This is a genomic window from Paenibacillus sp. N3.4 (assembly GCF_008017805.1).
Lineage (GTDB): Bacteria > Bacillota > Bacilli > Paenibacillales > NBRC-103111 > Paenibacillus_E.
This window is the reverse complement of record NZ_VRTT01000006.1, coordinates 68,419-93,251: the sequence shown is the minus strand read 5'-3', so window position 1 is coordinate 93,251 and position 24,833 is coordinate 68,419. Positions and strand designations below refer to the sequence as shown.

At 46.5% G+C, this 24,833-nt stretch carries 19 protein-coding genes and 5 pseudogenes; 23 read left to right on the top strand and 1 reads right to left on the bottom strand.

Annotated elements, in window-relative coordinates; translation table 11 throughout:
* Positions 1-104: 104 nt before the first annotated feature.
* Entirely contained in the window at positions 105-1,022 is a 918-nt protein-coding gene (locus tag FU659_RS05400) for a LysR family transcriptional regulator (protein ID WP_147946612.1), read from the bottom strand.
* A gap of 129 nt (positions 1,023-1,151) precedes the next feature.
* Between FU659_RS05400 and FU659_RS05395 the strand changes: the two genes are divergently transcribed.
* From FU659_RS05395 to FU659_RS05300, 23 genes and pseudogenes are all read left to right on the top strand, one after another.
* On the top strand, positions 1,152-1,937 hold the full coding sequence (locus tag FU659_RS05395; RefSeq protein WP_147946611.1) for a 3-hydroxybutyrate dehydrogenase: 786 nt from the start codon (positions 1,152-1,154) through the stop codon (positions 1,935-1,937).
* Positions 1,938-1,973: 36 nt separating this feature from the next.
* A complete protein-coding gene (locus FU659_RS05390; protein WP_147946610.1) occupies positions 1,974-2,666 on the top strand; it encodes a CoA transferase subunit A in 693 nt (230 codons plus the stop codon).
* 35 nt (positions 2,667-2,701) lie between these two features.
* The gene (locus FU659_RS05385; protein ID WP_147946609.1) at positions 2,702-3,367 is read left to right on the top strand and encodes a CoA transferase subunit B; all 666 of its coding nucleotides are present in this window, start codon (positions 2,702-2,704) and stop codon (positions 3,365-3,367) included.
* Between the two features lie 5 nt (positions 3,368-3,372).
* On the top strand, positions 3,373-4,557 hold the full coding sequence (locus tag FU659_RS05380) for an acetyl-CoA C-acetyltransferase (RefSeq protein WP_147946608.1): 1,185 nt from the start codon (positions 3,373-3,375) through the stop codon (positions 4,555-4,557).
* A gap of 177 nt (positions 4,558-4,734) precedes the next feature.
* A pseudogene (locus tag FU659_RS38190) lies at positions 4,735-5,753 on the top strand (AMP-binding protein); the annotation flags it as partial.
* A gap of 171 nt (positions 5,754-5,924) precedes the next feature.
* Complete coding sequence (locus tag FU659_RS38700) at positions 5,925-6,239, top strand: AMP-binding enzyme (RefSeq protein WP_397355113.1); 315 nt, start codon at positions 5,925-5,927, stop codon at positions 6,237-6,239.
* A gap of 78 nt (positions 6,240-6,317) precedes the next feature.
* On the top strand, positions 6,318-8,426 hold the full coding sequence (locus FU659_RS35135; RefSeq protein WP_187273915.1) for a winged helix-turn-helix domain-containing protein: 2,109 nt from the start codon (positions 6,318-6,320) through the stop codon (positions 8,424-8,426).
* Positions 8,366-9,568, top strand: a complete 1,203-nt coding sequence (locus tag FU659_RS05370; protein WP_187273914.1) for an AfsR/SARP family transcriptional regulator — start codon at positions 8,366-8,368, stop codon at positions 9,566-9,568. Before FU659_RS35135 ends, FU659_RS05370 begins: the two co-directional genes overlap by 61 nt.
* Before the next feature lie 58 nt (positions 9,569-9,626).
* Positions 9,627-10,913, top strand: coding sequence for a substrate-binding domain-containing protein (locus FU659_RS05365; protein WP_261807630.1), 1,287 nt, complete (start codon positions 9,627-9,629; stop codon positions 10,911-10,913).
* A 79-nt stretch (positions 10,914-10,992) separates the two neighbouring features.
* Positions 10,993-11,759, top strand: a pseudogene (locus tag FU659_RS05360) (ABC transporter ATP-binding protein).
* Positions 11,746-12,450 (top strand): ABC transporter ATP-binding protein, encoded by a 705-nt coding sequence (locus tag FU659_RS05355; protein ID WP_147946606.1) that lies wholly within the window; start codon positions 11,746-11,748, stop codon positions 12,448-12,450. The pseudogene FU659_RS05360 and the gene FU659_RS05355 overlap by 14 nt, the downstream one beginning before the upstream one ends.
* Positions 12,451-12,524: 74 nt before the next feature.
* The gene (locus FU659_RS05350; RefSeq protein WP_147946605.1) at positions 12,525-13,385 is read left to right on the top strand and encodes a branched-chain amino acid ABC transporter permease; all 861 of its coding nucleotides are present in this window, start codon (positions 12,525-12,527) and stop codon (positions 13,383-13,385) included.
* A 4-nt stretch (positions 13,386-13,389) separates the two neighbouring features.
* Entirely contained in the window at positions 13,390-14,379 is a 990-nt protein-coding gene (locus FU659_RS05345) for a branched-chain amino acid ABC transporter permease (RefSeq protein ID WP_147946604.1), read from the top strand.
* Between the two features lie 2 nt (positions 14,380-14,381).
* The gene (locus FU659_RS05340) at positions 14,382-14,564 is read left to right on the top strand and encodes a hypothetical protein (protein WP_147946603.1); all 183 of its coding nucleotides are present in this window, start codon (positions 14,382-14,384) and stop codon (positions 14,562-14,564) included.
* A gap of 4 nt (positions 14,565-14,568) precedes the next feature.
* Complete coding sequence (locus FU659_RS05335; RefSeq protein WP_147946602.1) at positions 14,569-15,585, top strand: 3-oxoacyl-ACP synthase; 1,017 nt, start codon at positions 14,569-14,571, stop codon at positions 15,583-15,585.
* 6 nt (positions 15,586-15,591) lie between these two features.
* A complete protein-coding gene (phaZ, locus tag FU659_RS05330; RefSeq protein WP_187273913.1) occupies positions 15,592-16,488 on the top strand; it encodes an intracellular short-chain-length polyhydroxyalkanoate depolymerase in 897 nt (298 codons plus the stop codon).
* A 21-nt stretch (positions 16,489-16,509) separates the two neighbouring features.
* Positions 16,510-17,250 (top strand): 3-oxoacyl-ACP reductase FabG, encoded by a 741-nt coding sequence (gene fabG, locus FU659_RS05325; RefSeq protein WP_147946600.1) that lies wholly within the window; start codon positions 16,510-16,512, stop codon positions 17,248-17,250.
* A 269-nt stretch (positions 17,251-17,519) separates the two neighbouring features.
* A complete protein-coding gene (locus FU659_RS05320; protein WP_261807629.1) occupies positions 17,520-19,304 on the top strand; it encodes an extracellular catalytic domain type 1 short-chain-length polyhydroxyalkanoate depolymerase in 1,785 nt (594 codons plus the stop codon).
* 547 nt (positions 19,305-19,851) lie between these two features.
* Positions 19,852-20,049: a hypothetical protein gene (locus FU659_RS05315; RefSeq protein ID WP_147946599.1), complete on the top strand. Its 198-nt coding sequence runs from the start codon at positions 19,852-19,854 to the stop codon at positions 20,047-20,049.
* A gap of 229 nt (positions 20,050-20,278) precedes the next feature.
* The gene (locus FU659_RS35130) at positions 20,279-20,446 is read left to right on the top strand and encodes a hypothetical protein (protein ID WP_187273912.1); all 168 of its coding nucleotides are present in this window, start codon (positions 20,279-20,281) and stop codon (positions 20,444-20,446) included.
* A gap of 32 nt (positions 20,447-20,478) precedes the next feature.
* Positions 20,479-21,755 (top strand): annotated as a pseudogene (gene aceA / locus FU659_RS05310) (isocitrate lyase).
* Positions 21,756-21,803: 48 nt separating this feature from the next.
* Positions 21,804-23,388: pseudogene (gene aceB, locus FU659_RS05305) on the top strand (malate synthase A).
* A 114-nt stretch (positions 23,389-23,502) separates the two neighbouring features.
* Positions 23,503-24,830: pseudogene (locus FU659_RS05300) on the top strand (DRTGG domain-containing protein).
* Positions 24,831-24,833 lie beyond the last annotated feature (3 nt).

The window sequence follows — 24,833 nt, the reverse complement described above, 5'->3', positions numbered from 1 at the left end:
ACGTTACCTTCCTTTTACGAACAAAAATGAGAAAAGTTTCTAAATGATGGTAATTCCTTTTCAAAAACAGGCAGTCGAATTGATGGGAAATGCGAAATCTAGGTTTAAATCAAACTAGACGAGTCCGGAATAGTGCGGGAAGGCTTGGCGGAATATGTAATAAAGCGCTTAAACTCCCTCATGGCATAGGATTGATACTTCGCTTTGTTCCAAATGATGATCAGATTCCAGGGGATCGTCGGGTTGGTTAACCGTACCGTTTTCACGGATGGATTGTTGATTTTGCAGCAAATGGCCTGGGGCAGGATGGAGATGCCTGTATTGGCCGCTACCATTTCCGCAAGAAGATCCCAATGGGCACTCTCATAAGTAACGCGAGGTTCAAAACCTACGGTGCTGCAAGCCTGCATAATATGCTTCCGAACTGCAAATCCGTTGGGAAACAGAATAAACGGCTCCCTTCTTAATTCCAAGAGAGGAACGGAAGGATTCGCCGCTAAAGGGTGGGATTCATGAAGAATGAGAGCTAATTCTTCTTCCAAATAAGGCATGATTTCAAACTCATCCGTATCTACTGGAGCAACGACCACACCGAGGTCGAGGTTGCCTTCCAGAATGCGACTTTCCACTTTTTTAGCGCCTTCTTCTATGATTTGAAAATCGATTTGTGGGTAGGCCTTTTGAAATGCGGCAACAACATGTGGGAAAAAGATGGTCCCGATCACTGGAGGTAAGCCGATCCGTATAGAGCCTGTTCTCAGGTTGGATACATCGTTTAGGGATGTGTGTAGGTCTTGGACGGCCTGGACAATGACTTGAATTTGCTGAACCGCGGCGATGCCGGCATCCGTTAATTTAATATATTTGCCGGATCGATCAAATAGTGTAACGCCGAGCTCATCTTCAAGACTCCTCACCATTTTACTCAGAGTAGGTTGGGTTAAATGTAAGGATTCAGCTGCTTTCGTGAAATTGAGCTGTTTTACAATCTCAAGTAAATAGGTTAAATGCTTGATATCCATGGGATCCTCTCCGACCTATAGACAATTTTCATGGTAAACATGCTACAAATGAATTTTACCTCCTGCCTATGCGGTTGTAAAATGAATTTAATTATGTAAGCGTTTCGATTACGAACGGAGGGATTTCATATGTCAGGTTTTTTGGAAGGCCGAGTAGCATTCATAACAGGTGCAGCCAGCGGAATCGGTCTTGAAATTGCCCGGACTTATGCACGAGAAGGAGCCAAAGTGATTATTTCCGATGTAAATGGGGAGCAAGCCGATTTGGTCGCGGAGGAACTTAGACGAGAAGGATTTGAAGCCATTGGGCTTAACTGCGATGTTACTCAGGAAGAGCAATATGCAGGAGCCATCCGCAAAACGGAACAGATCTATGGAAGACTGGATATTCTCGTCAATAATGCAGGCCTACAATATATTTCGCCGATTGAGGAATTTCCGGTGGAAACGTTTGAATTTATGCTGAAAGTGATGCTGACAGGGGCATTTATCGGTATTAAGCTTGCTTTCCCTATCATGAAACGCCAAAACTATGGACGCATCATTAACATGGCATCGATCAACGGTGTCATCGGGTTTGCTGGGAAGGCCGCATACAATAGCGCGAAGCATGGATTGATCGGTTTAACAAAGGTAGCTGCATTGGAAGGAGCATCTCACGGTATTACTGTAAATGCTCTATGTCCGGGCTATGTGGACACGCCTCTCGTGAGAGGTCAACTGGAGGATTTATCCAGAACCCGTCAAGTTCCTTTAGATAAAGTGTTGGAAGACGTGATTTATCCGCTCGTACCTCAAAAGAGGCTTTTGCCCGTAGAAGAAATCGCCGATTTTGCTATGCTGATTGCCAGCGACAAAATGAAGGGCGTAACGGGTGCCTCTCTGCTCATTGACGGAGGTTACACTGCGCAGTAGAACCCTATAGAAAATAGTTTAAAGGAGAGGAACAGCATGAATAAATTATTTTCATCCGTTACTGAGGCTATTCAGGATATTCAAAGCGGTTCTACGCTGATAGTTGGAGGGTTTGGGCTATGCGGTATTCCAGAAAATTTAATAGAGGCTCTTAGGGATCAGGGGACTACAGGTCTGACCGTTGTCAGCAACAATTGCGGTGTGGACGATTGGGGACTTGGGCGGCTGTTGGCGACTCAACAAATTAAGAAAATGATTTCTTCTTATGTAGGAGAAAATAAAATGTTTGAACAGCAATTTTTGAGCGGAGAGCTTGAAGTAGAGCTTGTTCCGCAAGGAACGTTGGCGGAACGGATTCGTGCCGGTGGTGCAGGAATACCTGGTTTTTACACCGCTACTGGAGTAGGTACTTTAGTTGCCGAAGGCAAAGAACATAAAATGTTCGATGGACGCACTTATATTTTGGAGCATGGCATTATTGGAGATTTTGCCCTTGTGAAAGCTTGGAAAGCTGACACGCTGGGTAATTTGGTGTATCGCAAAACATCGCGGAATTTCAATCCCATTGCGGCAACCGCAGGGAAAGTGACCATTGTGGAGGCGGAGGAAATTGTACAGGCGGGAGAACTTCTACCGGATGAAATTCATACGCCGGGCATCTATGTACAACGAATCGTAAAAGCAACCAGCCAAAAACGGATCGAGCGTCTTACGGTTCAAAACAGGTAAGTTTTCTTATGAAAACGGTGAGGAGAGATGAGCATATGAGTGACGATCGCACCAGAATTGTAAAACGCGCTGTGCTGGAAATTAAAGACGGGATGTATGTCAATTTGGGCATAGGTATGCCTACCTTGATTGCCAGCTACATACCGCAAGATATTAATGTGTTGCTTCACTCCGAAAATGGGCTGCTTGGCATAGGTCCCTATCCCTTTGCAGGAGAAGAAGATCCGGATTTAATTAACGCTGGCAAAGAAACGATCACCGCTATACCGGGAGCCTCCTACTTTGACAGCGCAGAATCGTTCGCAATGATTCGGGGTGGTCATGTTCACTTGGCCATTCTTGGGGCCATGGAAGTGTCTGCTAACGGGGACTTGGCTAACTGGATGATTCCGGGCAAAATGGTCAAAGGCATGGGCGGCGCCATGGATCTTGTCAGCGGCGCGCAGCGGATCGTGGTCATTATGGAGCATGTCAATAAACATGGAGAGTCCAAAGTGAAAGCTGCATGCACCCTGCCCCTCACGGGCAAAGCCGTTGTGAATCGGCTTATTACCGATCTGGCGGTTTTTGACTTTACCGATAGCGGAATGATTTTGGTTGAATTGCAGCCGGGTGCTACGTTGGATGAAGTTCGTGTGAAAACGGAAGCAGCTTTTTCGCTTTCTCCTTATCTTACAAACGAACAAGTGACGAAAGGATGACAAGGATGCAATCAGAAGCCGTGATCGTCAGTGCTGTACGGACTGCAATAGGTAATTTTATGGGAACTCTATCCGGAATCAGCGCACCCGAGCTCGGCAGCGTTGTTATTCGGGAGGCATTAGAGCGGGCCCATGTTAGCGAGAATCAAGTGGATGAAGTGATTATGGGGAATGTCCTTCAAGCCGGCATCGGCCAAAATCCGGCGAGACAAGCATGGTTAAAAGCAGGCTTCAATGACTTTGTTCCTGCTGTGACGATTAACAAAGTCTGCGGATCAGGGCTGAAAGCGGTGATGCTGGCCGCACAAGCGGTCCGGCTCGGGGATACCGACATCATTGTGGCCGGGGGAATGGAGAACATGAGCCAAGCGCCCTACCTCCTTCAAGGGGCACGCGCCGGCCTTAGAATGGGCGATTCCCCGATGGTAGACTCCATGGTTCGTGACGGGCTATGGTGCGCGATGTGCGACATCCATATGGGCATTACCGCGGAAAATGTGGCTCAGCGCTACGGATTTACACGTGCGGAGCAAGATGAATTTGCGGTCTGGAGCCAGGAAAAAGCCCAGCAGGCGTTGTCTTCGGGTCGCTTCAACGATGAAATCGTTCCTGTCTCGATTCCTCAACGGAAAGGAGATCCGCTGCGCTTTGCTCAAGACGAGTTCCCTCGCGCCGGAACGACGGTGGAAACGCTAGGAAAGCTGCGGCCATCTTTCAAGCAGGATGGAACGGTTACTGCAGGCAATGCCTCAGGCATCAACGACGGCGCTGCTGCACTCGTGGTCATGTCTGCACAGAAGGCGGATGAGCTCGGATTGAAACCGTTAGCCCGTATCCGCGGTTATGCCAGCTCCGCATTAGAGCCATCTTTGATGGGTCTGGGACCCATAGGAGCTACTCGGTCGCTGCTCAAGAAAACGGGCGTATCTTTGGAAGAGATTGACCTGTTCGAGATGAATGAGGCTTTTGCCTCCCAATCATTGGCTATAGGGCGCGATCTCGGTATTCCATCTGCTAAGTTAAATGTCAACGGCGGCGCACTAGCGCTGGGGCACCCAATTGGAGCTAGCGGAGCCCGCATTCTGGTGTCTCTGCTTCATGAGTTGGATAAACGTAATGGGAAAATCGGCTTAGCTGCTCTGTGCATTGGCGGCGGTCAAGGTGTGGCTATGCTTGTTGAGAGAGGCTGATGCATACACGACATCTATAATCGTCAACTATCTTACCTGAAAAGGTGTAAGGTGGGTAGACGATTTTTTTGTAGTTCAGCGATCCGTGTAACCGATTTGTAACCACTCTGTTGTACAAATAAACTCAGCAAATAAAAGAGTCGTAGCATCAGTGGCGGAACATGGAGGGAAAAAAGCGTGAATAGTTGGGAAACGGAATGGTTTGAACGGAGGAGTCAAATAACTCCGAACAATACGGCGATAGTGGATAAGCAAACCGGAGTAAGTTGGACATACCGTCAGGTGCATGATAGAGTTGAACGTTTGGCTGCCGCCATGCAGCATTGGGGAATAATTAAAGGTGATCGCGTGGCGCTGCTTGCTCCTAACGGTCTTTGTTATATTGAATTGTTATTCGCTTGCAGCCGAGTAGGAGCCATATTAGTTCCATTAAACTGGCGTCTTTCTACACTGGAGCTGACGTATATTTTAGAAGATTGCTCTTATAGGATCGTTTTCTATAGTGAAGAGTTGGAGGCACTTGTAGCCGATGTTCATCTTGATCGTCGTATCTGCTTACAGAGTGAGTCCTATCTCGAAGCCTGTGCATGTGATCAAACGGCAATCGTCGACCAAACACGAGAAGCTAGAGACCCCTTGTTAATGATTTACACCGGTGGGACAACAGGAAAGCCCAAAGGAGTCGTCCTTTCCCATCGTTCGATCTATGCCAATGCTGCGAATACAATCATTAGCTGGGGATTGACCGAGAAAGACATTACGATAACTTTCTTGCCCATGTTTCATACGGGTGGTATCAATGCCCTTTCACTGCCGGTATTATTAGCCGGAGGCTGCGTCATCGTTGAACGAGAATTTGAAGCGGTGGGAGCGGTTCATCTCTTGGAGAGCAGCCGCTGTACGGTCGTGCTGATGGTGCCAACGATGTACCACCTACTTATTCAAACGAAATCTTTCAGTGAATCTGCTTTCAGTCATATGCGAGCTTTTATTTCCGGGGGCGCCCTTGCCCACTTACGATCTATGATGCATTTGAGGCTAAAAAGTTACCGTTCAAAGAAGGTTACGGGATGACAGAAGCAGGACCCAACAATTTCTACATCGATCCCATTGATGCGCTGCGAAAGCGGGGATCGGTTGGACGTCCGATGATATGTAACCGCATACGCATCGTGAATGAGCAAGGTGAAGCTGCTGCCGTCAACGAAGTGGGGGAAATTCAAATCAGCGGACACCACCTATTTGAAGCTTACTGGAACAATCCAGCTGCTTCGGCGGATGCTTGCAGCGGAGAATGGTTTTGTACTGGTGACTTGGGGCGCTTTGATGACGAAGGATTTTATTACATTGTTGGCCGTAAGAAAGATATGATTATTACCGGTGGTGAAAATGTGTATCCGCTTGAGATCGAGCATCATTTACAACAGCATGCCTATGTAGCTGAAGCGGCTGTGATCGGATTGCCCGATGCGAAATGGGGGGAGCTGGTAACCGCAGTGATTGTATTGCGCGAAGGCTGTCAGGCAAGCTGTGAAGAGCTGCAAGCTTACTGCGCCAATCATATCGGCAAGTATAAGGTGCCCAAAAAAATAATTTTTGTAACAGCACTTCCTAAAACGCCTGTGGGAAAGATCGATAAGAAAAGTATCGTATTGGCATTTAGCAATCACGTTCAACAATAGGAGAATCTCTTAAACTAGCTTGCCCGCAATTCTTTAACCTATGGTAGAATTAGAAAAAGCGTTTACAAGGAGATGGACATGAGACCAGCCAAGTCGATCTTGTTTACCAAGATCACTCCGCCTCAGTTAAAAAAGAATACACTGCAAAGACAATCCTTGAACAAACGTCTCAAGCAGGTTTTCGAGTATCCCTTGACGATTGTTCAAAGTGGTCCCGGTTATGGGAAGAGTACAGCTCTGTCTTCTTTTTTTCGAATGGAACGTATTGCCGTCTGCTGGTATAGCTGCGGAGAACGCGAAGATGATCTGGTTCCTTTTTTTCAGTATTTGGTTCAAGCAATACGGACAGAGTATCCCAATTTTGGAGAACAGATTATAGATTCCTTGATAGAAGGGAACTACGGCTCCGATGAGCAGGATCTCTATGTGCTTAGCGATACTTTTTTGAATGAATTGATGATGGTTAGCGATGAAGTCGTCGTCGTCATTGACGATTACCATCTCGTCGAACATTCGGTTTCTGTATCCAAAAGTTTGGAATATATGATTCGTCATCTCCCTCAACAAGTTCATCTTGTACTCTCTGGCAGAACGAAACCGCAGTGGGAAGCTCTTACTTCCATGAAAGTAAAAGCAGAACTGCTTGAAATAGGGGAATCAGATCTTGCATTCTCGGCAGAGGAAATCGAAGTCTTGTTTGCCGATTATTATGAGCTTGCCCTTGGCGAAGCAGAAGTCCAAGCGATTTATAAGAAAACAGAAGGCTGGGTGATGGCTGTCCAAATGATTTGGCAGCAGCTTACCCTTGGCAGAAAGTTGGAGCTGATCCTGGAACACGATGGGCACTCAATGGACGATCTGTTCCGCTATCTTGCGATGGAAGTGTTTAGCAAGCAGTCGGAAGAAATTCGCGATGCTCTTCTGCGCACATGCATTTTTGATGACTTCCATGCGTCTCTTTGCGACAAGTTGTATGGATGGCATGAATCCCATGTATTACTGGATCGAATATGCAGCTTGCGCTTGTTTTTATTTCAAACGGGTGAGCATCAATATCGGTACCATGCGATGTTTCGGGAATTTCTCGTGCAGCGTCTAAAAAGTGAGGACAATCGGTTTCGCTTTCTGCATGAGGGCGCCGCTCGCTATTATATCGAGTATCAACAACCGGAATCGGCTCTGTATCATTATCAAATGATTAGCGATCAGCAAGGAATAGCTGCTGTGCTTCATCATCATGGGAAAATGCTGGTTAAGACAGGACGTCTTAGCAAATTGTTGGAGCTAACGAATACGCTGGCCTATTCTTTGATGGATCACTATGTGTGGCTATGGGTGTATCAGGGAGAAGCATATAGGTATCGCTGTTTGTACGATAAGGCGCAAACTTGTTATGAGCGGGCGAAACAACTGGCGCGTACGAATGGAGATATTCAAATACAAGCCGCAGCGCTGGAAGGGCAAGCACGCGTGTTTTTGGACACTATTCAACCAAGAAAAGCGGATGCGCTGCTGAAAGAATCGCTTGAACTTATCGAAAGTCTCGATGAATCAACGACGGACGTGAAAGAAGATCGCTTGCGATTATACAGTTTGCTCGCCGAAAATCTGGTCAATTCCGGTCGTGCCGCTGATGCTGAGCACTGGGTTGTAAGGTGCCGTGAACTGGATCCTAGCTTCAAAGAAGATGTACTGGAGATTCGAATGAATCTGCGAAGCGGAAAGTTGTCAACCGCGTTACGTTTGCTTGAGAAGCTTAAAGAGGAGGAGACTGCCAAGGGCGGTTTAATTCTCTCACGGTCGCACCGTGAATTAATGATTATCACATCCTTGATTGAGTCGATGATAGGCTATCCTGAGAAAGCGAAGGCAGCCGCACAAGAAGGGATGCTGCAGGGTATTCGTACAGAATCGCCTTTTGCAGAAGCATGCGGTTGGATGCGCATGGGCCATGCGGCACAGCTATTATCGAATGTAAAGTTCGATGTTGCGCTGGGTTGCTATCGAACTTCGCAGGAGATGATGGAAGGCTTGGAAGTATCGCGAGGCAAAGCTGAGCTCTCATGGGTTTATGTTTGCTTCATGGGCGAGCCGGATCATTCGAATCCGCTTTTCAGTATGGCAGAATGGCTTTGCAGGAAACTGAACAAGTCAGCGATGCGTGGCTGTCTGCCTGGATTCGTTTAAGCATCGCAGTTGCTCATATCTATCATGGAAAGCTCGCCGAAGCTGATGATTTACTGGCCGAGATCGAAGTTCTCTTTGCTGAATGCGGGGATAGCTATGGGATGACGATAGCGCTCTTGTGGCGGACATGGGTCGCTTACCAAAGCGAAGGGGAGCTGCAATTCCTCCAGCATCTCGAAAGGCTTCTAGTTATGATGCAGAACGGGGACTATGAGTACTTGGTTCAAAAGCGCACTTTGTACGGACCCAAGGATATCCAGCAGCTAGTCCCGATGCTCATTGCCGCACAAAGCCACGCACCTGTCAGTCACTACGCTTCGTACTTATTATCGGGGTTAGGATTGGAACAAGCGGCCTATCATCCCGGATACACACTTCGCATCCAAACGCTAGGTGAATTCAAGGTGTTTTTGGGAGATAGAGAACTGTCCGATAAGGATTGGCAGCGGGGAAAAGCAAAAGAACTATTTCAACTATTAGTTGTCAAAAGAAAACAACTCGTGCCAAAGGAAGAGATCATGTCTCTCCTATACCCTGATTTAGACGAAAAATCGGGAGCGCGGGACTTCAAAGTTGCATTAAATGCTCTCAACTCTGCTTTGGAGCCGGGAAGACAGGCAAGATCGAATCCGTTCTTTGTACAGCGTCATGGTATCTCTTATGGATTGAACTTGGCTTCAGGCCTTATTTTGGATGTCGTTGAGTTTGAGGCGCATGTCAAAGGCGGTCTTGAGGAAACAAACGGAGAACGTGCGACGGTTTTGCTGGAAAAAGGCTTACAGCTGTATCACGGAGATTATATGCCGGACCGTCGTTACGACGACTGGTGCATAGAGGAGCGCGAGCGTATCCAGGTATTGTATCTGCGTTCTTTGGAACGAATGGCAAAACTGTGTGTGGAAACCGAAGCGTTTGACCGTGCTATCCATTGGTGTGAGCGCATTGTTCAAACCGACGAATGCTGGGAAGAAGCTTACCGCTTGCTCATGTACTGCCATTACAGACAGAACAATCGAAATCAAGCGCTCAAGTGGTATTATCGCTGCTGCAAGGAGCTGGACCGTGAGCTGGGCGTCGCTCCAATGGAAAGTACGAAGATGATGTATGACACCGTGATGCAAACGTATGTAACTGATTTGTAACCTGACTGGATAGAATTAAAACTAGATCGAACCATTATCCATTGAGGGGGATTTAACCATGTTTGCTAGAAAGTTATCACGTCTTGGAGCAATATCGATGCTAGGCGCTGCCGTTGCTTTAACGGGTTGCAGCCAAGGCACAAGCGGTAGTGGAGGATCAACAAGCCAACCAAATAACACGCCCGCAGCAACTGTAAGCGCTTCAACAAAAGCTCCTGCAGCCAGTGCGAATAAAACGCCAATCAAAATTGGTTTACTGGCTTCCAAAACGGGTGCTCTGGAAAGTTATGGGAAGCAAACGGAACGCGGTTTTCAACTAGGTATTGAATATGCGACAAAAGGAACAAAAGAAATTGGCGGACGCCCCATTGAAATCATCATAGAGGATACAGAAACGAAGCCGGATGTAGCGGTCCAGAAAGCAACGAAGCTTTTGGAAAAAGATAAAGTGGATCTGTTGGTCGGTTCCTCCAGTTCAGGTGATACGCTTGCTGTTCTTCCTCTTGCAGAAGAATATAAAAAAGTTATGATCGTTGAACCAGCCGTAGCCGACAGCATTACGGGCGCTAACTGGAATAAGTATATTTTCCGTACCGCACGGAACTCCTCGCAGGATGCGGTTGCCGGAGCAGCTGCCATTGCAAAGAAAGGCGTCAAGATCGCTACATTCGCACCTGACAGCTCTTTTGGTCGCGATGGAATCGCTGCCTTTAAGGTAGCGGCCTTGAAACTTGGGGCTACCATTATTTCTGAGCAGTACGCAGATCCCAAGGCAACGGATTATACGGCCAACATTCAGAAGGTTCTTAGCGCAAAGCCGGATTATTTATTCGTCGTTTGGGCCGGAGCGAACTCCCCTTGGAAACAGTTTCAGGATATGAAAGTGCAGCAGCAAGGGATCAAAATTTCTACAGGAGCTCCCGATATTGCAGCGCTGAAAACGATGAATGACCTGATTGGCATGGAAGGCTTCTCTGTGTATTATCACACGCTTCCTCAGAACGATATCAATAAATGGCTCGTAGATGAGCATAAGAAACGTTTTAATAATGAAGTTCCGGACCTGTTCACACCAGGCGGAATGTCCGCAGCCATTGCTGCTGTAGAGGCACTTAAGAAAACAAACGGCGATTCAAGCTCGGATAAGCTGATTCCGGCAATGGAAGGCATGTCATTCGATACGCCAAAGGGTAAGATGACATTCCGCAAGGAAGATCACCAAGCGCTGCAGCCTATGTACGCAGTTCGATTAGAGAAAAAAGACGGATTCGATTATCCGATTCCTGTGCTTATTCGTGAAATGACAGCAGACGAAACGGTTCCGCCGATTCAAAACAAGAAATAGGATGAACCAGGAGGAGAAGCGACGGTTTCTGGCGCCCTCCTCCGATTTGTATATATTTTAGGCTTAAAGGAGTGAAGACATGGAACCTATCCTGGAAACCAAAGGACTAACGATTGCTTTTGGAGGGCATACGGCCGTTAATGAGGTTCATTTTCAAATGCCTAGCCATCACTTTAAATCAATTATCGGTCCCAACGGCGCGGGCAAGACGACCTTTTTCAATTTGCTTAGCGGTCAATTGAAGCCTACTTCCGGATCCGTTTACTTTAAGGGAAAGGACATAACCAAGTTATCCCCGACACAGAGAGTAAATCTCGGCATGGGACGTTCTTTTCAACTTACGAATGTGTTTCCGAACTTGACGGTCTTAGAGAATGTCAGATTGGCTGTTCAAGCGCAGGCCGGCATTCGTTATAACATGTTCTCGCATTTTCGCAAGTTCAGCCACCTGGAGGAGCAAGCTTACGAGCTGCTGCAAACGGTATTACTCAATGGCAAAGCGCAAGCGCTTGCCAAAAATCTTGCTCACGGTGAGAAAAGAAAGCTGGAAATCGCTATGCTGCTGGCTCTTAAATCCGAGATCCTGCTGCTAGACGAGCCTACCGCCGGCATGTCATTGGAGGAAGTGCCTACGATTCTGGAAGTTATTCATAAGATCAAACAGCAAGGAGATAAGACAATTATTCTGATTCGAACACAAAATGGATATGGTGTTGGATCTGTCGTGACTCGATTATGGTGTTATTTAATGGAAAGTTTTTGGCGGATGGTTCCGTGGAGGACATTATGCGTAACGAAATCGTGCAATCGGCATACTTGGGAGGGCTGTACGATGGCGCTTCTTAGCGTGCAGAATATTCATTCTTATATTGAACAGTACCATATTTTACAGGGTGTTACTTTTGATGTTAGTGAAGGTGAAATCACGGTCTTGTTTGGTAGAAATGGAGCGGGTAAAACAACGACGCTTCGGTCTATCATGGGTATGGTGCCGATCCGCAGCGGAACTATTCTGTATCGAGGAGATTCCGTCGGCAGTTTACCGACTTATGCGATATCGCAAAAAGGAATCGGTTACGTACCTGAAGATCAAGGCATTTTCGGAGATTTAACGATTGAGGAAAATATGAAGGTAGCGATGCAAAAGCGTGATGAGGCTTCACTGGAACGACAAGAATGGATTCTGAGCCTGTTTCCGGATTTGAAGACATTTTGGCACAAAAAAGCAGGATTTCTAAGTGGGGGACAGAAACAAATGCTGTCCATAGCAAGAGCGTATGTCAATGACATTCAACTCTTACTAATAGACGAACCTAGCAAAGGGCTGGCGCCTATCATGGTTGAGAAGCTCATGCAGTCTATTTTGCAGATGAAAAAGAAAACAACCGTGGTCCTTGTCGAGCAAAACTATATGATGGCCAGTTCGATCGGCGACCGTTTCTATATAGTCGATGAGGGACGTGTGGTACGCGGTGGCGAAATGCCCGAAATGAAAGCAGATGCAGATCTTCGGCGCAAATATTTAGGCATTGCCTAGGAATGTGTTAACAAGCTTTAACAAGCTGCATACGAAGCTGTTTTCTCACGAAAACGCGAAGGAGGAACACACAATTGGAAGTGCTGATGAACCTCGCGATTAATGGATTAGCTACAGGAATGCTGCTTTTTTTGCTGGCCGCAGGACTAACCTTAATCTTTGGACTTATGGACGTATTGAATTTTAGCCACGGAGGCTTGTTCGCCTGGGGAGCTTACTCGGGTGTATGGTTTTACATGCTGACCGGGAGCTTCATTGTTGCCATTTTAGGGGCAATTGTAACTGGTTTGTGTCTGGGATTGTTAATGGAAAAATGGATAATCCGTCCGGTTTACGGCAGCCATGTAACGCAAATATTGGTTACGCTAGGGGTTATGCTCGTGCTGAGCGAGATGTTAAAAGTCGTGTGGGGACCGAATCCTCTTAATGTAAATGTGCCTGCTTACTTGGACGGAAGTTGGGAAATCGGTGGAATCATTATTATTAAATACCGCTTGTTTCTTATTGTAGTTGGTCTCCTCATATTCACGGGCCTTCAACTGCTGTTGAATCGAACGCGTCTTGGCTTGATTGTTCGAGCAGGTGTTATCAATAAAGAGATGGTAGAAGCACTTGGCGTCAATATTAAACGCGTTTTCACGATGGTATTTATGCTTGGCGCAGCGCTAGCTTCGATGGCCGGCGTATTCGTCGCCCCCTATTCGGGTGTCATTCATGCCGATATGGGCATGCAGTTCGCTATACTAGCTTTCATCGTTGTGGTCATAGGCGGCATGGGGAATATGAGAGGCACTTTATTTGCTTCCATTCTTGTTGGGTTATCCGGAGCATTCATGGCGTATTATGTACCTGAGTTGTCTCTGGCGGTAAATATGCTCATCATGGTTGCGGTATTGCTGCTCAAGCCATCCGGATTATTTGGAGCAAGGGGGTAACGAAATGTTAAAGCTGCTGCAATCGAACAAGTCCTTGCTTATTATTTCCTTGATTGCTGTCCTGACGGCGCTTTTTCCGCTTATTCATAACGAACGGGCGACGATGATCGTCATCACACATATTTTCATTCTTGCCATATTTGCTATGAGTTATGATTTGCTGCTTGGCTACACGGGGATTGTTTCTTTTGGCCATGTCATGTTTTTTGGGATAGGCGCTTATAGCGTGGCAATCGTGATGCAAAAGTTAGGACCGACCATCCCATCATTATTGATAGCCGTCCTCGTTGGAGCTGTCCTTTCTGCCATCGTAAGTTATTTCGTAGGCATGCTGTCTCTTAGGTTGAAGAGTCATTACTACGCGATGTTGACGCTCGCTTTCTCCGGATTGTTTTTAGTCATTGCCGAAAAGTGGCGCTCATTGACGAAGGGCAACGATGGATTCACATTTTCTATACCTGATTTGTTGAAAGATCGTCTCACTTTCTATTATGTTTCATTTGTGGTGTTGATTCTCGTTTTTCTCATGCTGCGCAGGTTCACGATGTCGCCTCTGGGAAGAGTACTTCAATCGATCCGAGAAAACGAACAGCGTTCTCAATCGCTTGGTTATGAAATCATTCATTATAAAGTCATTGCCAGTGTAGTTGCTGGTATCGCTGCCTCAATAAGCGGCGCTTTGTATGTGGTTACGCTCCGCTTCGTAAATACAACGGTATTGTCGTTTGATTTAAACGTCGATGCGCTGCTGATGACCATTATTGGGGGAGTTGGAACACTGTTTGGCGCCATACTTGGAGCTGCCATTATCGAGCTCGCCCATGAGCAGTTAACAAGTTTGGCCAAAGTCCATTGGATTTTTGAGCGATGGATCATTTTCTTCGGATTACTGTACATTCTTGTCGTCATGCTATTCCCCAAAGGAATTGTTGGCACGATCAGACACTGGCGGGACAATCGTCGGGAAAAAACATCGCGTGAGCGGAGGGGCTAGAGATGGCTGACAACCAGCAAGTGACGTCCTTTGTTGTGCGATTCAGCCCTATGGGGCAAGAAGATCTTCAAGAATCGCAACGTTGGCGCATACGTGTTACCCATGTCCAAGGGCAAGAGGAAATGACGGTAGCTTCTATGGAAGAGCTGTGCGAACATATGGAACAGATTTTGAAACGAGGATAATCTTATGACAGATAACAGATCAATTGGCATTCTCGGTACCGGTATGTATATCCCCAAGCAGGTCATAACGGCTCAGCAAATCAGCGAAGCCTCCGGTGTGCCTGAGCATATTGTTCGTACCAAGCTTGGGATTACTCAGAAGCCTATTCCCGGTGAAGAAGATCACAGTTGTGCTATGGGAATACGAGCGGCGCAGACAGCGCTTCAGAAAACAGGCTTAGACCCGAAGGAAATCGATCTTGTCATTTACATCGGCGAAGAATATAAAGAATATCCCGTATGGACGGCTGCATTGAAGCTTCAGCAAGAAATTGGCGCGCATAACGCTTGGGGCTTCGACGTGGCTTTACGCTGCAGTACGACCGTTATGGCGCTCAAAGTCGCTCAAAGCATGATGTTAGCCGATTCTTCGATTCGCACCGTTATGCTTGCTGGCGGCTATCGAAATGGGGATTTGATCGATTACCGAAATCCGCGTACTCGGTTCATGTTTAACTTAGCAGCCGGAGGTGGCGCAATCATTCTCCGTAAAGGGATGAATAGGAACTTATTGCTAGAGAGCGCCCTCATCACGGACGGCTCCTTCTCCGAGGATGTCATTATCCCCGGGGGTGGAACCCAAAAAGCGGATATTGGTCAACAAGAGCGATTCGCAACCGGCTGCTTCGACGTTCCTGATCCTGAAGGGATGAAGGAACGACTGGAGCAGAAGTCGATGGCTAATTTCTTGGCGGTGGTACGCCAATCGCTGCAGCGGAGCGGATATACAGAACATGATATCGATTATATCGGCATTTTGCATATGAAAAAGTCAGCACATGATTATGTGCTCAAAGAACTTAATCTGCGTGAGGATCAATCGATTTATTTAAGTGATTACGGGCATATTGGTCAGATGGATCAGATCTTATCTCTTGAATTAGGAGTTGATTCTGGACGAATCAAGCCCGGTTCCGTTGTAGTCCTTGTTAGCGCAGGGATTGGCTATGCCTGGGGAGCAACAACATTAAAATGGGGGTAGATGAAAATGATGAACGATGTGGAACTGAAATCAGTGGAGCTCAGCAATGGTGAAACTTTGGCTTATCGTCTAAGATCAGGCGGCGATGAACCGCTTCTGCTCGTGCATGGGAACATGTCCTCTTCCTTATTTTTCGATGTCTTGTTTGATACTTTAGATAAGCGTTTTCAAGTTATTGCCGTTGATTTAAGGGGCTTTGGGCTCTCTTCCTATCATCGACCGATTCGCCATATTGAGGATTTCGCTGAAGACTTGTTGTTGTTTGTAAATACAGTTGGCTGGTCACAGTTCTCCATTCTCGGCTGGTCGACAGGTGGAGGGGCAGCTTTGCAGTTGGGATCGATGATACCTGACCGTGTTCGGGCTATTATTTTGCTGGCATCGATGTCCACGCGGGGGTATCCGTTTTATGCTGCAGAGGCTGAAGGTAAGTCTTCGGAGTTGCGGCGACTTACGACTTGGGATGAAATTGCTGCTCAAGAGAAGTCTCGTATGATGGAAAGTGCGATTGAACGTGGGGATAAGGGTTTGCTCCGCGCTATCTATGATGCAGTTGTGTTCAGTACCGCCAAGCCATCTGAGAAGCGATATGAAGCTTACTTAGACGAGATGCTGCTCCAGCGCAATTTAATCGATGTATACCATGCGCTCAATATATTTAATATGACCAATGAGCCGCATGAATGTTCTCCAGGCACAGGGGCTCTCAAACGTGTAAGCTGTCCAATACTTTGTGTGCAAGGGACGGACGATCTCGTTATTGCCCGTCAAATGACAGAAGAACTCATTCAGGATCTAGGAGAACGCTTGACCCTCGCAGAAGGGAAAGGCTTTGGTCATGCCCCGCAAATAGATGATGCCCAGTGGCTGTCGGATCAGATTGCTCAATTCGTGTTGGAATAAATAAAAGGGAAGTGTGGACAGATGCGTTTAGCTGGAAAAACAGCCATAATTACAGGCGGAGGCAGCGGGATTGGGAAAGAAGCTTGTTTGCTGTTTGCAAGTCAAGGAGCCAAGGTAGCGGTTGCTGAATTTAATGAACAGTTCGGTCTGGAGACTGCACGTTTGATTCAGGAGGCTGGCGGGGAAGCTAGCTTTTTTAAGGTGGATGTGTCTTCCCTAGAGAGTGTAGAGCAGATGGTGGCCCAAGTATCCGAGCAATATGGCGCAATCGACATATTGATTAATAATGCGGGGATCACGCAAGATGCCATGCTGTCCAAAATGACCCCCGAGCAATGGCATAGCGTCCTGAATGTGAATTTGAACGGCGTGTTTTATTGTACCCGCACGGTAGCTCCCCATATGATAAAGAATGGCAGCGGCAAAATCATCAATACCTCTTCCATTGTGGGCGTGCAAGGAAATCTCGGGCAGACGAATTACGCCGCAGCAAAAGCGGGAGTCATCGGAGTGACTAAGACTTGGGCTAAGGAGCTCGGCTTTAAAGGCATTAATGTCAATGCGGTAGCGCCAGGCTATGTACACACAGGCATGGTAGCTAGCGTACCTGAGAAAGTGCTGCAGGGTATGCTTGAGAAAGTACCATTACGCAGGCTGGGAACAGCGATAGACATTGCTTATGCGTATTTGTTCTTGGCCTCGCACGAATCAGACTATGTGAATGGAACTGTGCTGGAAGTGAATGGTGGTCTGTCTATTTAACGTTCGTTGTGGGTTCGGCCCTAACCTAGCTTGAAAACAAAAAGCAATGACGGCAATGTCGTTATTGCTTTTTGTTTTGGGATTTTTTGTAACTCATTAGTAACTCCGGCATGATATTGTGTTGTTTAGAGGCGCTTTCCTAGAAGTCACCTGAAAATAGGGAGCTAAGGAGATGATGGAATTCAAATCGTTAGATAAATCTATTTTTACTAGTATTTCGACGCTTTAAAATGTAAGCGGATACAACCATTCGAATGGAGGAATTCCTTATGAAAAAAATGATTCGCAAATGGATAGTTAGCGCTCTAATGGCTGCCCTAATCATGTCGATCATGCCTGCCGCCGAAGCAGCTGGGACCTTCACATCACAAACTTACAACAATAGAACCTATAAGATATATGTTCCGAGCGGTTACCAACAGGGTACCGCAGTTCCAATGATTGTGATGCTGCATGGATGCACACAAGATCCAGATCAGTTTGCTGCCGGCACGCAGATGAACACGCTAGCTGAATCCAAAAAATTTATCGTCATCTATCCTGATCAACCGTCATCCGCCAATCAAAATAAATGCTGGAACTGGTATGATCCGGCCCATCAATCCCGAGGAAGCGGAGAGCCGGCACTTATAGCGGGTATGGTTGGTCAGGTGAAGAGCCAATATACCATCGACAGTAATCGCATATATATGGCGGGGTTATCTGCCGGTGCGGCTATGTCCGTTATCATGGGCGTCACTTATCCTGATCTATTCGCCGCCATCAATGTCAGCTCTGGTTTGGAGTATAAATCAGCAACAACCTTGACTGCGGCCAACACTGCAATGATGAGTGGCGGTCCAGATCCGGTTGCACAAGGAAATGCCGCATATTCTGCAATGGGAAGCAATAAAAGAGTCGTACCCGTTATTGTGTTCCACGGGACGTCTGATTACACCGTCTATCCTGTCAACGGGAACCAAGTGATCTCCCAATGGGCGCAGACTAACGATATGGCATCAGACGGGATAGCGAACAAGAATATCAACGACCAAGCAGACAGTACCCAAAATGGAACGAGATCAGGGGGGCGCAGTTATACAGTGTACAGCTATAAGGACAGCACTACAGGCAGCATCGTCATGCAAAAGTATGCCGTCACCTCTATGGGGCATGCCTGGTCCGGTGGCAGCAGCTCGGGTTCATTTACTGATCCTCAAGGACCGAATGCTACTCAGCTATCCTATGATTTCTTTATGGCTCATCCGATGAATGGCGGTGGGGATAGTGGAGGTGGCGTTGATACGACACCCCCTATAACTACAGCCTCACCGGCTGGAGGGACATTCAGCTCACCGGTCTCGGTTACACTCTCGTCCAATAAATCAGCAACAACGTACTATACCTTAGACGGCAGTACGCCTAATACGAGCTCCACTAAATATTCAAGTGCAATCGCGATTAGCAATACGACCACTTTGAAATACTTTAGTGTAGATACAGCAGGCAATGTGGAGGCCGTTCATTCACAAACGTATACCATCAGCACGGGGGGAAATTCATCGACTTATACATCGATTGGCATCGAGGATGGTTTTGTTGGGCAATTATTGGCAGATGGTTTAAGTACTTCGATTCACAAAATGGGGGATAAAGGGATGTCCAATATTGATACTTACAGGACCATCCTCTCCTTTGATACCAGTTCCCTGCCGAGTACTGCAGCAATCACTAGCGCCAAATTGCGTATTTATCGCAAAGCACTTTCAGGAACAGTAAGCAGCATAAGCATTGATATCAAAAATGGTTTCTTTGGTACCGTCAGCGGATTGGAGCAAGGCGACTATGGAGCGGTCGCCTCCGCCTCGAGTATCGCGACGATTAGCGTACCGACTTCCAATAACGCCTATACGGAGGTAAGCCTCCCGTCCAGCGCTTTTGCTTATATTAATAAAACAGGTAGAACACAGCTTCGGTTAAAAGCAACTACGCCGGCGGACATCACCTCTGACGTTCTGGAGATTTACGGGGGAGAAGACAGCACTTATGCACCTCAACTTATTATAAATTACTAGATCTTTTACCTATAAGAATTTAGAGGTTTTGGGGTGAGCGAAGCTTACCCTTTATGTATGAAAGACAAGATCAGGGGTTTGTGTGCTGTCTACGTGGTTGATCCAAGCAATAAGGTAACCCGAATTGCTTATTGGTGAGAGAGCGGCCGATTTAACTCGAATAAGCAAGCTACGTGGTCATATGGATAGGAAATTCCTCCTGAAAGTCACATGAAAGAGCGAAAAAGCACACCCAGTGGTCTTATTCGACAAGATGAGGCGATAGGAGCATGAATAAGCAATTTGCAATACCTTAACGCTGTTGGAGCACGGATATGCGTCAAGGTTGACAGCAGGGGCACAATGAGGGATGTTTGCTAAACCAAGAGGACCGTCAGGGAACTGACGGTTTTTCCTATATCTATGCGCACTAATTGTGGGTTTTTATATATAATAATTAATTTTTAATTTATATTATTGCATAAGTGTTTCAGTTAATTATATAATATAAAATATATTATACTTATGTATTAATACAGTTGTGATAATGTTGAAGGGAGAGATGTTTATGAGTAGCTTGGCATCTTCGATGGAGCCTGCAAGAAAGAAATTTGCAAATTTACGGGCCTATGACTTCCAAAGAGCTGTTGCAAATCGGGAAAAAGTTACGGAACACGATGAATGTGGTGAAACGGCATTCTATCCCTTATCACCTTTGTTTTTGACACTCCATTATGCCTTCGATTATGAAGCAGATAAGGGATAAGTTCAGTCGTAAATGTCATAAAATGTAATGAGAAGCCTGCCGAAAATTCGGCAGGCTTTTCTTGTGTGCGAGAAGGGAATACTCATGAGTGTGTATTGTTTTAAATGTTATAGTACATTTAAAATAAATTTATATGTTTTATAAAATACCGTTGTAAACATTGAATTAATGTGTTATAAATTAAATTACAAAATGAATCTGTATTAATACATTCGAGGAGGAAGCAACCATGGATTGTCCAACATGCCAAGGAAATGGTGAATTAGAAGAAATGAGAAACACAGACGAGCATTTTCACAAAGAGGGGATATCGATCCCTTTTGGTCAGGACCGTGTACTATGGCCTAACACTTGCCGAGTTTGCGGCGGCAGCGGATTTCTAGACGTTTCCTTTTAAAAATCATCCATCATAAAGGAGTGCAAATGATCATGAGCAAACAAAGTCAACGCGAACAACTGCAAATGAGCTGGAATTCCAAGCGATTCGAAGGGATATCTCGACCTTATTCTGTTGAGGATGTGCTTCGCTTACGGGGCTCGGTATTGATTGAACAGACACTCGCTGAGCAGGGAGCACTTAAATTTTGGGAGCGGATAAATGAAGAAGACTTTGTACCCGCACTTGGCGCTCTAACCGGCAATCAAGCTGTGCAACAAGCGAAAGCAGGACTTAAAGCCATTTATGTAAGCGGTTGGCAAGTTGCCGCAGATGCGAACTTATCCGGTCATATGTATCCCGATCAAAGTCTTTACCCAGCAAACAGTGTACCCAACGTGGTGCAAAGAATAAATCAAGCATTGCAGCGCGCCGATCAAATCCAGCATGCGGAAGGTAAGGGAAGCATCGACTTCTATCTTCCCATCGTGGCAGATGCGGAAGCAGGCTTCGGCGGACCCCTAAACGTATTCGAACTGATGAAGGGCATGATTGAAGCAGGAGCCGCCGCTGTCCATTTCGAGGATCAGCTCTCCTCCGAAAAGAAATGCGGTCATTTGGGTGGCAAAGTGCTGCTGCCAACGCAGCAGGCCGTGAAAAATCTAATCGCAGCAAGGCTGGCCGCAGATGTCATGGGTGTGGAGACGGTGCTGATCGCCCGAACGGATGCCAATGCAGCAAGTCTCCTGACTAGCGACATTGACGACAATGATCGAGCGTTTTTAACTGGCGAACGTTCACCTGAAGGATTCTTTTATGTGCATGCAGGGTTGGATCAAGCAATATCCCGAGGGTTGGCTTATGCGCATATGCGGATATGGTTTGGTGTGAAACGTCGGAACCTAATCTTGCCGAAGCGAGACGTTTTGCCGAAGCTATTCATGAGAAATTTCCAGGAAAAATGCTCGCCTATAACTGCTCGCCCTCGTTTAACTGGAAAAAGAAACTAGATGAACCTACGATTGCAAAATTCCAGCAAGAGCTCGGCAAACTGGGTTATAAGTTCCAATTCGTAACCTTGGCGGGCTTTCATTCCCTGAATCACAGTATGTTCGAACTTGCTCACGATTACAAAGATCGTGGCATGGCTGCCTACTCCCAGTTTCAGCAGACGGAATTTGCCAGCGAAGCTCGCGGTTATGAAGCGACACGCCATCAACGTGAAGTAGGAACGGGTTATTTTGACGGAGTATCCCAAGTGATTACAAGCGGCACTTCCTCCACAACCGCGCTTTCCGGTTCAACGGAAGAGGAGCAATTTGCCCATTAATATCAATGACAGAAGACTAAGGAGCTGAGGATATTGATCGATCAAACGATGATGACGGGAATTGAACTCGAAGATCTGACTTTGGAAGAAGAGAAACGGCGAATTCTTACCCCTGAAGTACTCGCATTCGTGGCGTTACTTGAGCGAACCTTTAGAGTCAAACGGCGAGAGCTCATGGATCAGCGCAAGTGGAGGCAAACTCGAATAGATGAAGGAGAGCTGCCGGATTTCCTGTTGGAAACGGAAGAGATTCGCAACAGCTATTGGACGATAGCGCCACTTCCTGCAGATTTGCAAGACCGTCGTGTCGAAATAACAGGTCCGGCCGCGACCGGAAGATGGTTATAAATGCGCTTAACTCTGGCGCTTACGTTTATATGGCTGACTTCGAGGACGCGAATTCACCGACATGGAATAATACGATGGAGGGGCAAGTGAATCTGCACGATGCTGTTCGTCGAACAATTTCGTTCACCAGCGGAGAGGGGAAAAGCTATTGCCTTCAGGATCAGACAGCAGTACTCAAAGTTCGTCCCAGGGGCTGGCATTTGGAAGAGAAGCATATGAAGGTCGACGGCATCCGGTATCAGGTTCATTATTTGATTTTGGCGTATTCTTATTTCATAATGCAAAGTTGCTGATTCAGCAAGGAAGCGGGCCTTATTTTTACTTACCCAAGCTGGAGAGCCATTTGGAAGCACGACTTTGGAACGAGGTTTTCATCTTTGCTCAGCAGGTACTAGGAATTCCGACTGGCTCAATAAAAGCTACGGTGCTGATCGAGACGATTCTCGCGGCTTTTGAAATGGATGAAATATTGTATGAACTTCGAGAACATAGTGCAGGGTTGAACTGCGGAAGGTGGGATTATATATTCAGTTATATTAAAAAAATGCAGAAGCAGCCTCTCGTTATCGTCCCCGACCGTAAACTCGTCACGATGGAATCACCATTTATGAAAGCTTACTCACTGCTCGCCATTCAAACCTGTCATAAGCGTCATGCTCCTTGCATTGGCGGCATGGCCGCACAGATTCCGGTGAAGAATAATCCGCAAGCAAACGAAGAAGCGATGGAGAAGGTGCGAGCAGATAAGCTGCGTGAGGTGACAAGTGGTCACGACGGAACATGGGTGGCTCATCCGGGATTAGTACCTGTAGCGAAAGCGGTATTCGATGAACATATGCCGACACCTAATCAAATAGGAAGGCAATTATCTGGCGTCGTTATTTGCCCTGAGCAACTATTGGAGGTACCGCAAGGGCCGATTACAGAGAATGGTATCCGGACGAACATCAGTGTTGGAATCCAATATTTAGAAGCTTGGTTGCGTGGTTTCGGTGCCGTACCGATCAACCACTTGATGGAAGATGTGGCAACAGCGGAAATATCACGGTCACAGTTGTGGCAGTGGATCCACCATCCGCTTGGCATTTTGGATGACGGGCGCAAAGTAACGGTAGAACTGTATCACCAGATTCAAGAGGAAGAATTGGCAAAAATCCAATCCATGCTTGGTGAAGAACTGCTCAAGCAACGGAAGTTTAATCTGGCGAAAGTGCTTTTTACCCAGATGACGGTTTCACCTGTCTTTGAGTCTTTTTTAACCGAACAAGGGTATCTACACTTGTAACAGCATATTAATGTGAAGTGATGACAGAGGCTTGCAATAGAGCTTCTGTCTTTTTTGATTTGAATATCATATAATTATTTAAATGTTATAGAACAGTTCAGCGAGGTGTGAACCATGAGCACGGGCCATTCGGAGCTTCTTACGAAGCATGAACAAATTACAAAATATATTGAATCTTTGGCTGTGGGTACCAAACTGTCCGTTAGGCAAATCGCTCAGGATCTGGATGTGAGTGAAGGAACAGCTTATCGTGCCATTAAAGAAGCGGAAAATATCGGACTGGTAAGCACAAAACGGCGGATCGGCACGATTCGAATGGAGAAGAAAGAAGAACCTGTCATTGATAAATTGACGTTTGCCGAAATCGTCAATGTTGTGGAAGGCATCGTGCTTGGCGGATCTTCGGGTATACATAAGTCGTTGAACAAATTCGTTATCGGCGCTATGCAGTTGGAAGCCATGCTGAAGTATATTGAGGCAGGCAATTTGCTTATTGTGGGCAATCGCGTACAAGCACATATGTGCGCACTTAGTCAAGGTTCCGGCGTGTTGATTACGGGCGGATTCGATACAACACCTGAAGTGAAGGAGCTGGCAGATGAACTGCAGCTTCCGATTATAGGCAGCTCGTACGATACATTCACGGTTGCCACGATGATTAACCGCGCTATGGAAGACCGTCTTATTAAGAAAAAAATTATGATTGTAGACGACATCGTGCGCAAAGACAGCCCTATTTACTCATTATTAGCTGCCGACACGGTTAAAGACATGCAAAAGCTTGTGGAGGAAACAACGCATACACGGTATCCTGTTATCGATGACAAACAGATGCCGATTGGGATGATTACGACCAAGGATATTATAGGTGCGAAGCCGAGTCAAACCATCGGCTCATTGATGACACCGAATCCGCTGATGATTAGTCTGAAAACATCGGTAGCCTCAGCCGGACATACGATGGTATGGGAAGGTATTGAACTGCTGCCCGTTATAGATAGCGATCGCAAGATGATAAGCGTCATTAGCCGTAAAGATGTCATGAAAGCCATGCAGCATATGCAAAGACAACCGCAGAACGCGGAAACGTTCGAGGTGCAAATCTATGCAGGAATCGACGAACTTCGAGACGCGGAAGGCAAGCTGTATTTCCAAGGAACGGTTACACCGCAAATGACCAATTTTGAAGGTTTGGTCTCAGAGGGCGTGCTGACGACGATTATGATTCGTGCGGCTTACCGCACGGTTCAGGAGCAAAAGAAAGGAGATCTCATCTTGGATAGTTGTTCCAGTTATTTTCTTATTCCGCTGCAAATGGATGACGTTATCGAAATCATTCCTTCCATCGTGGAAAGAAGCCGCAGATTTTGCAAATCGATATGGAGATCATGACGAACGGGACCCGAGTAGCCAGATCGATGTTTACGGCACGTATTTTGTAATAG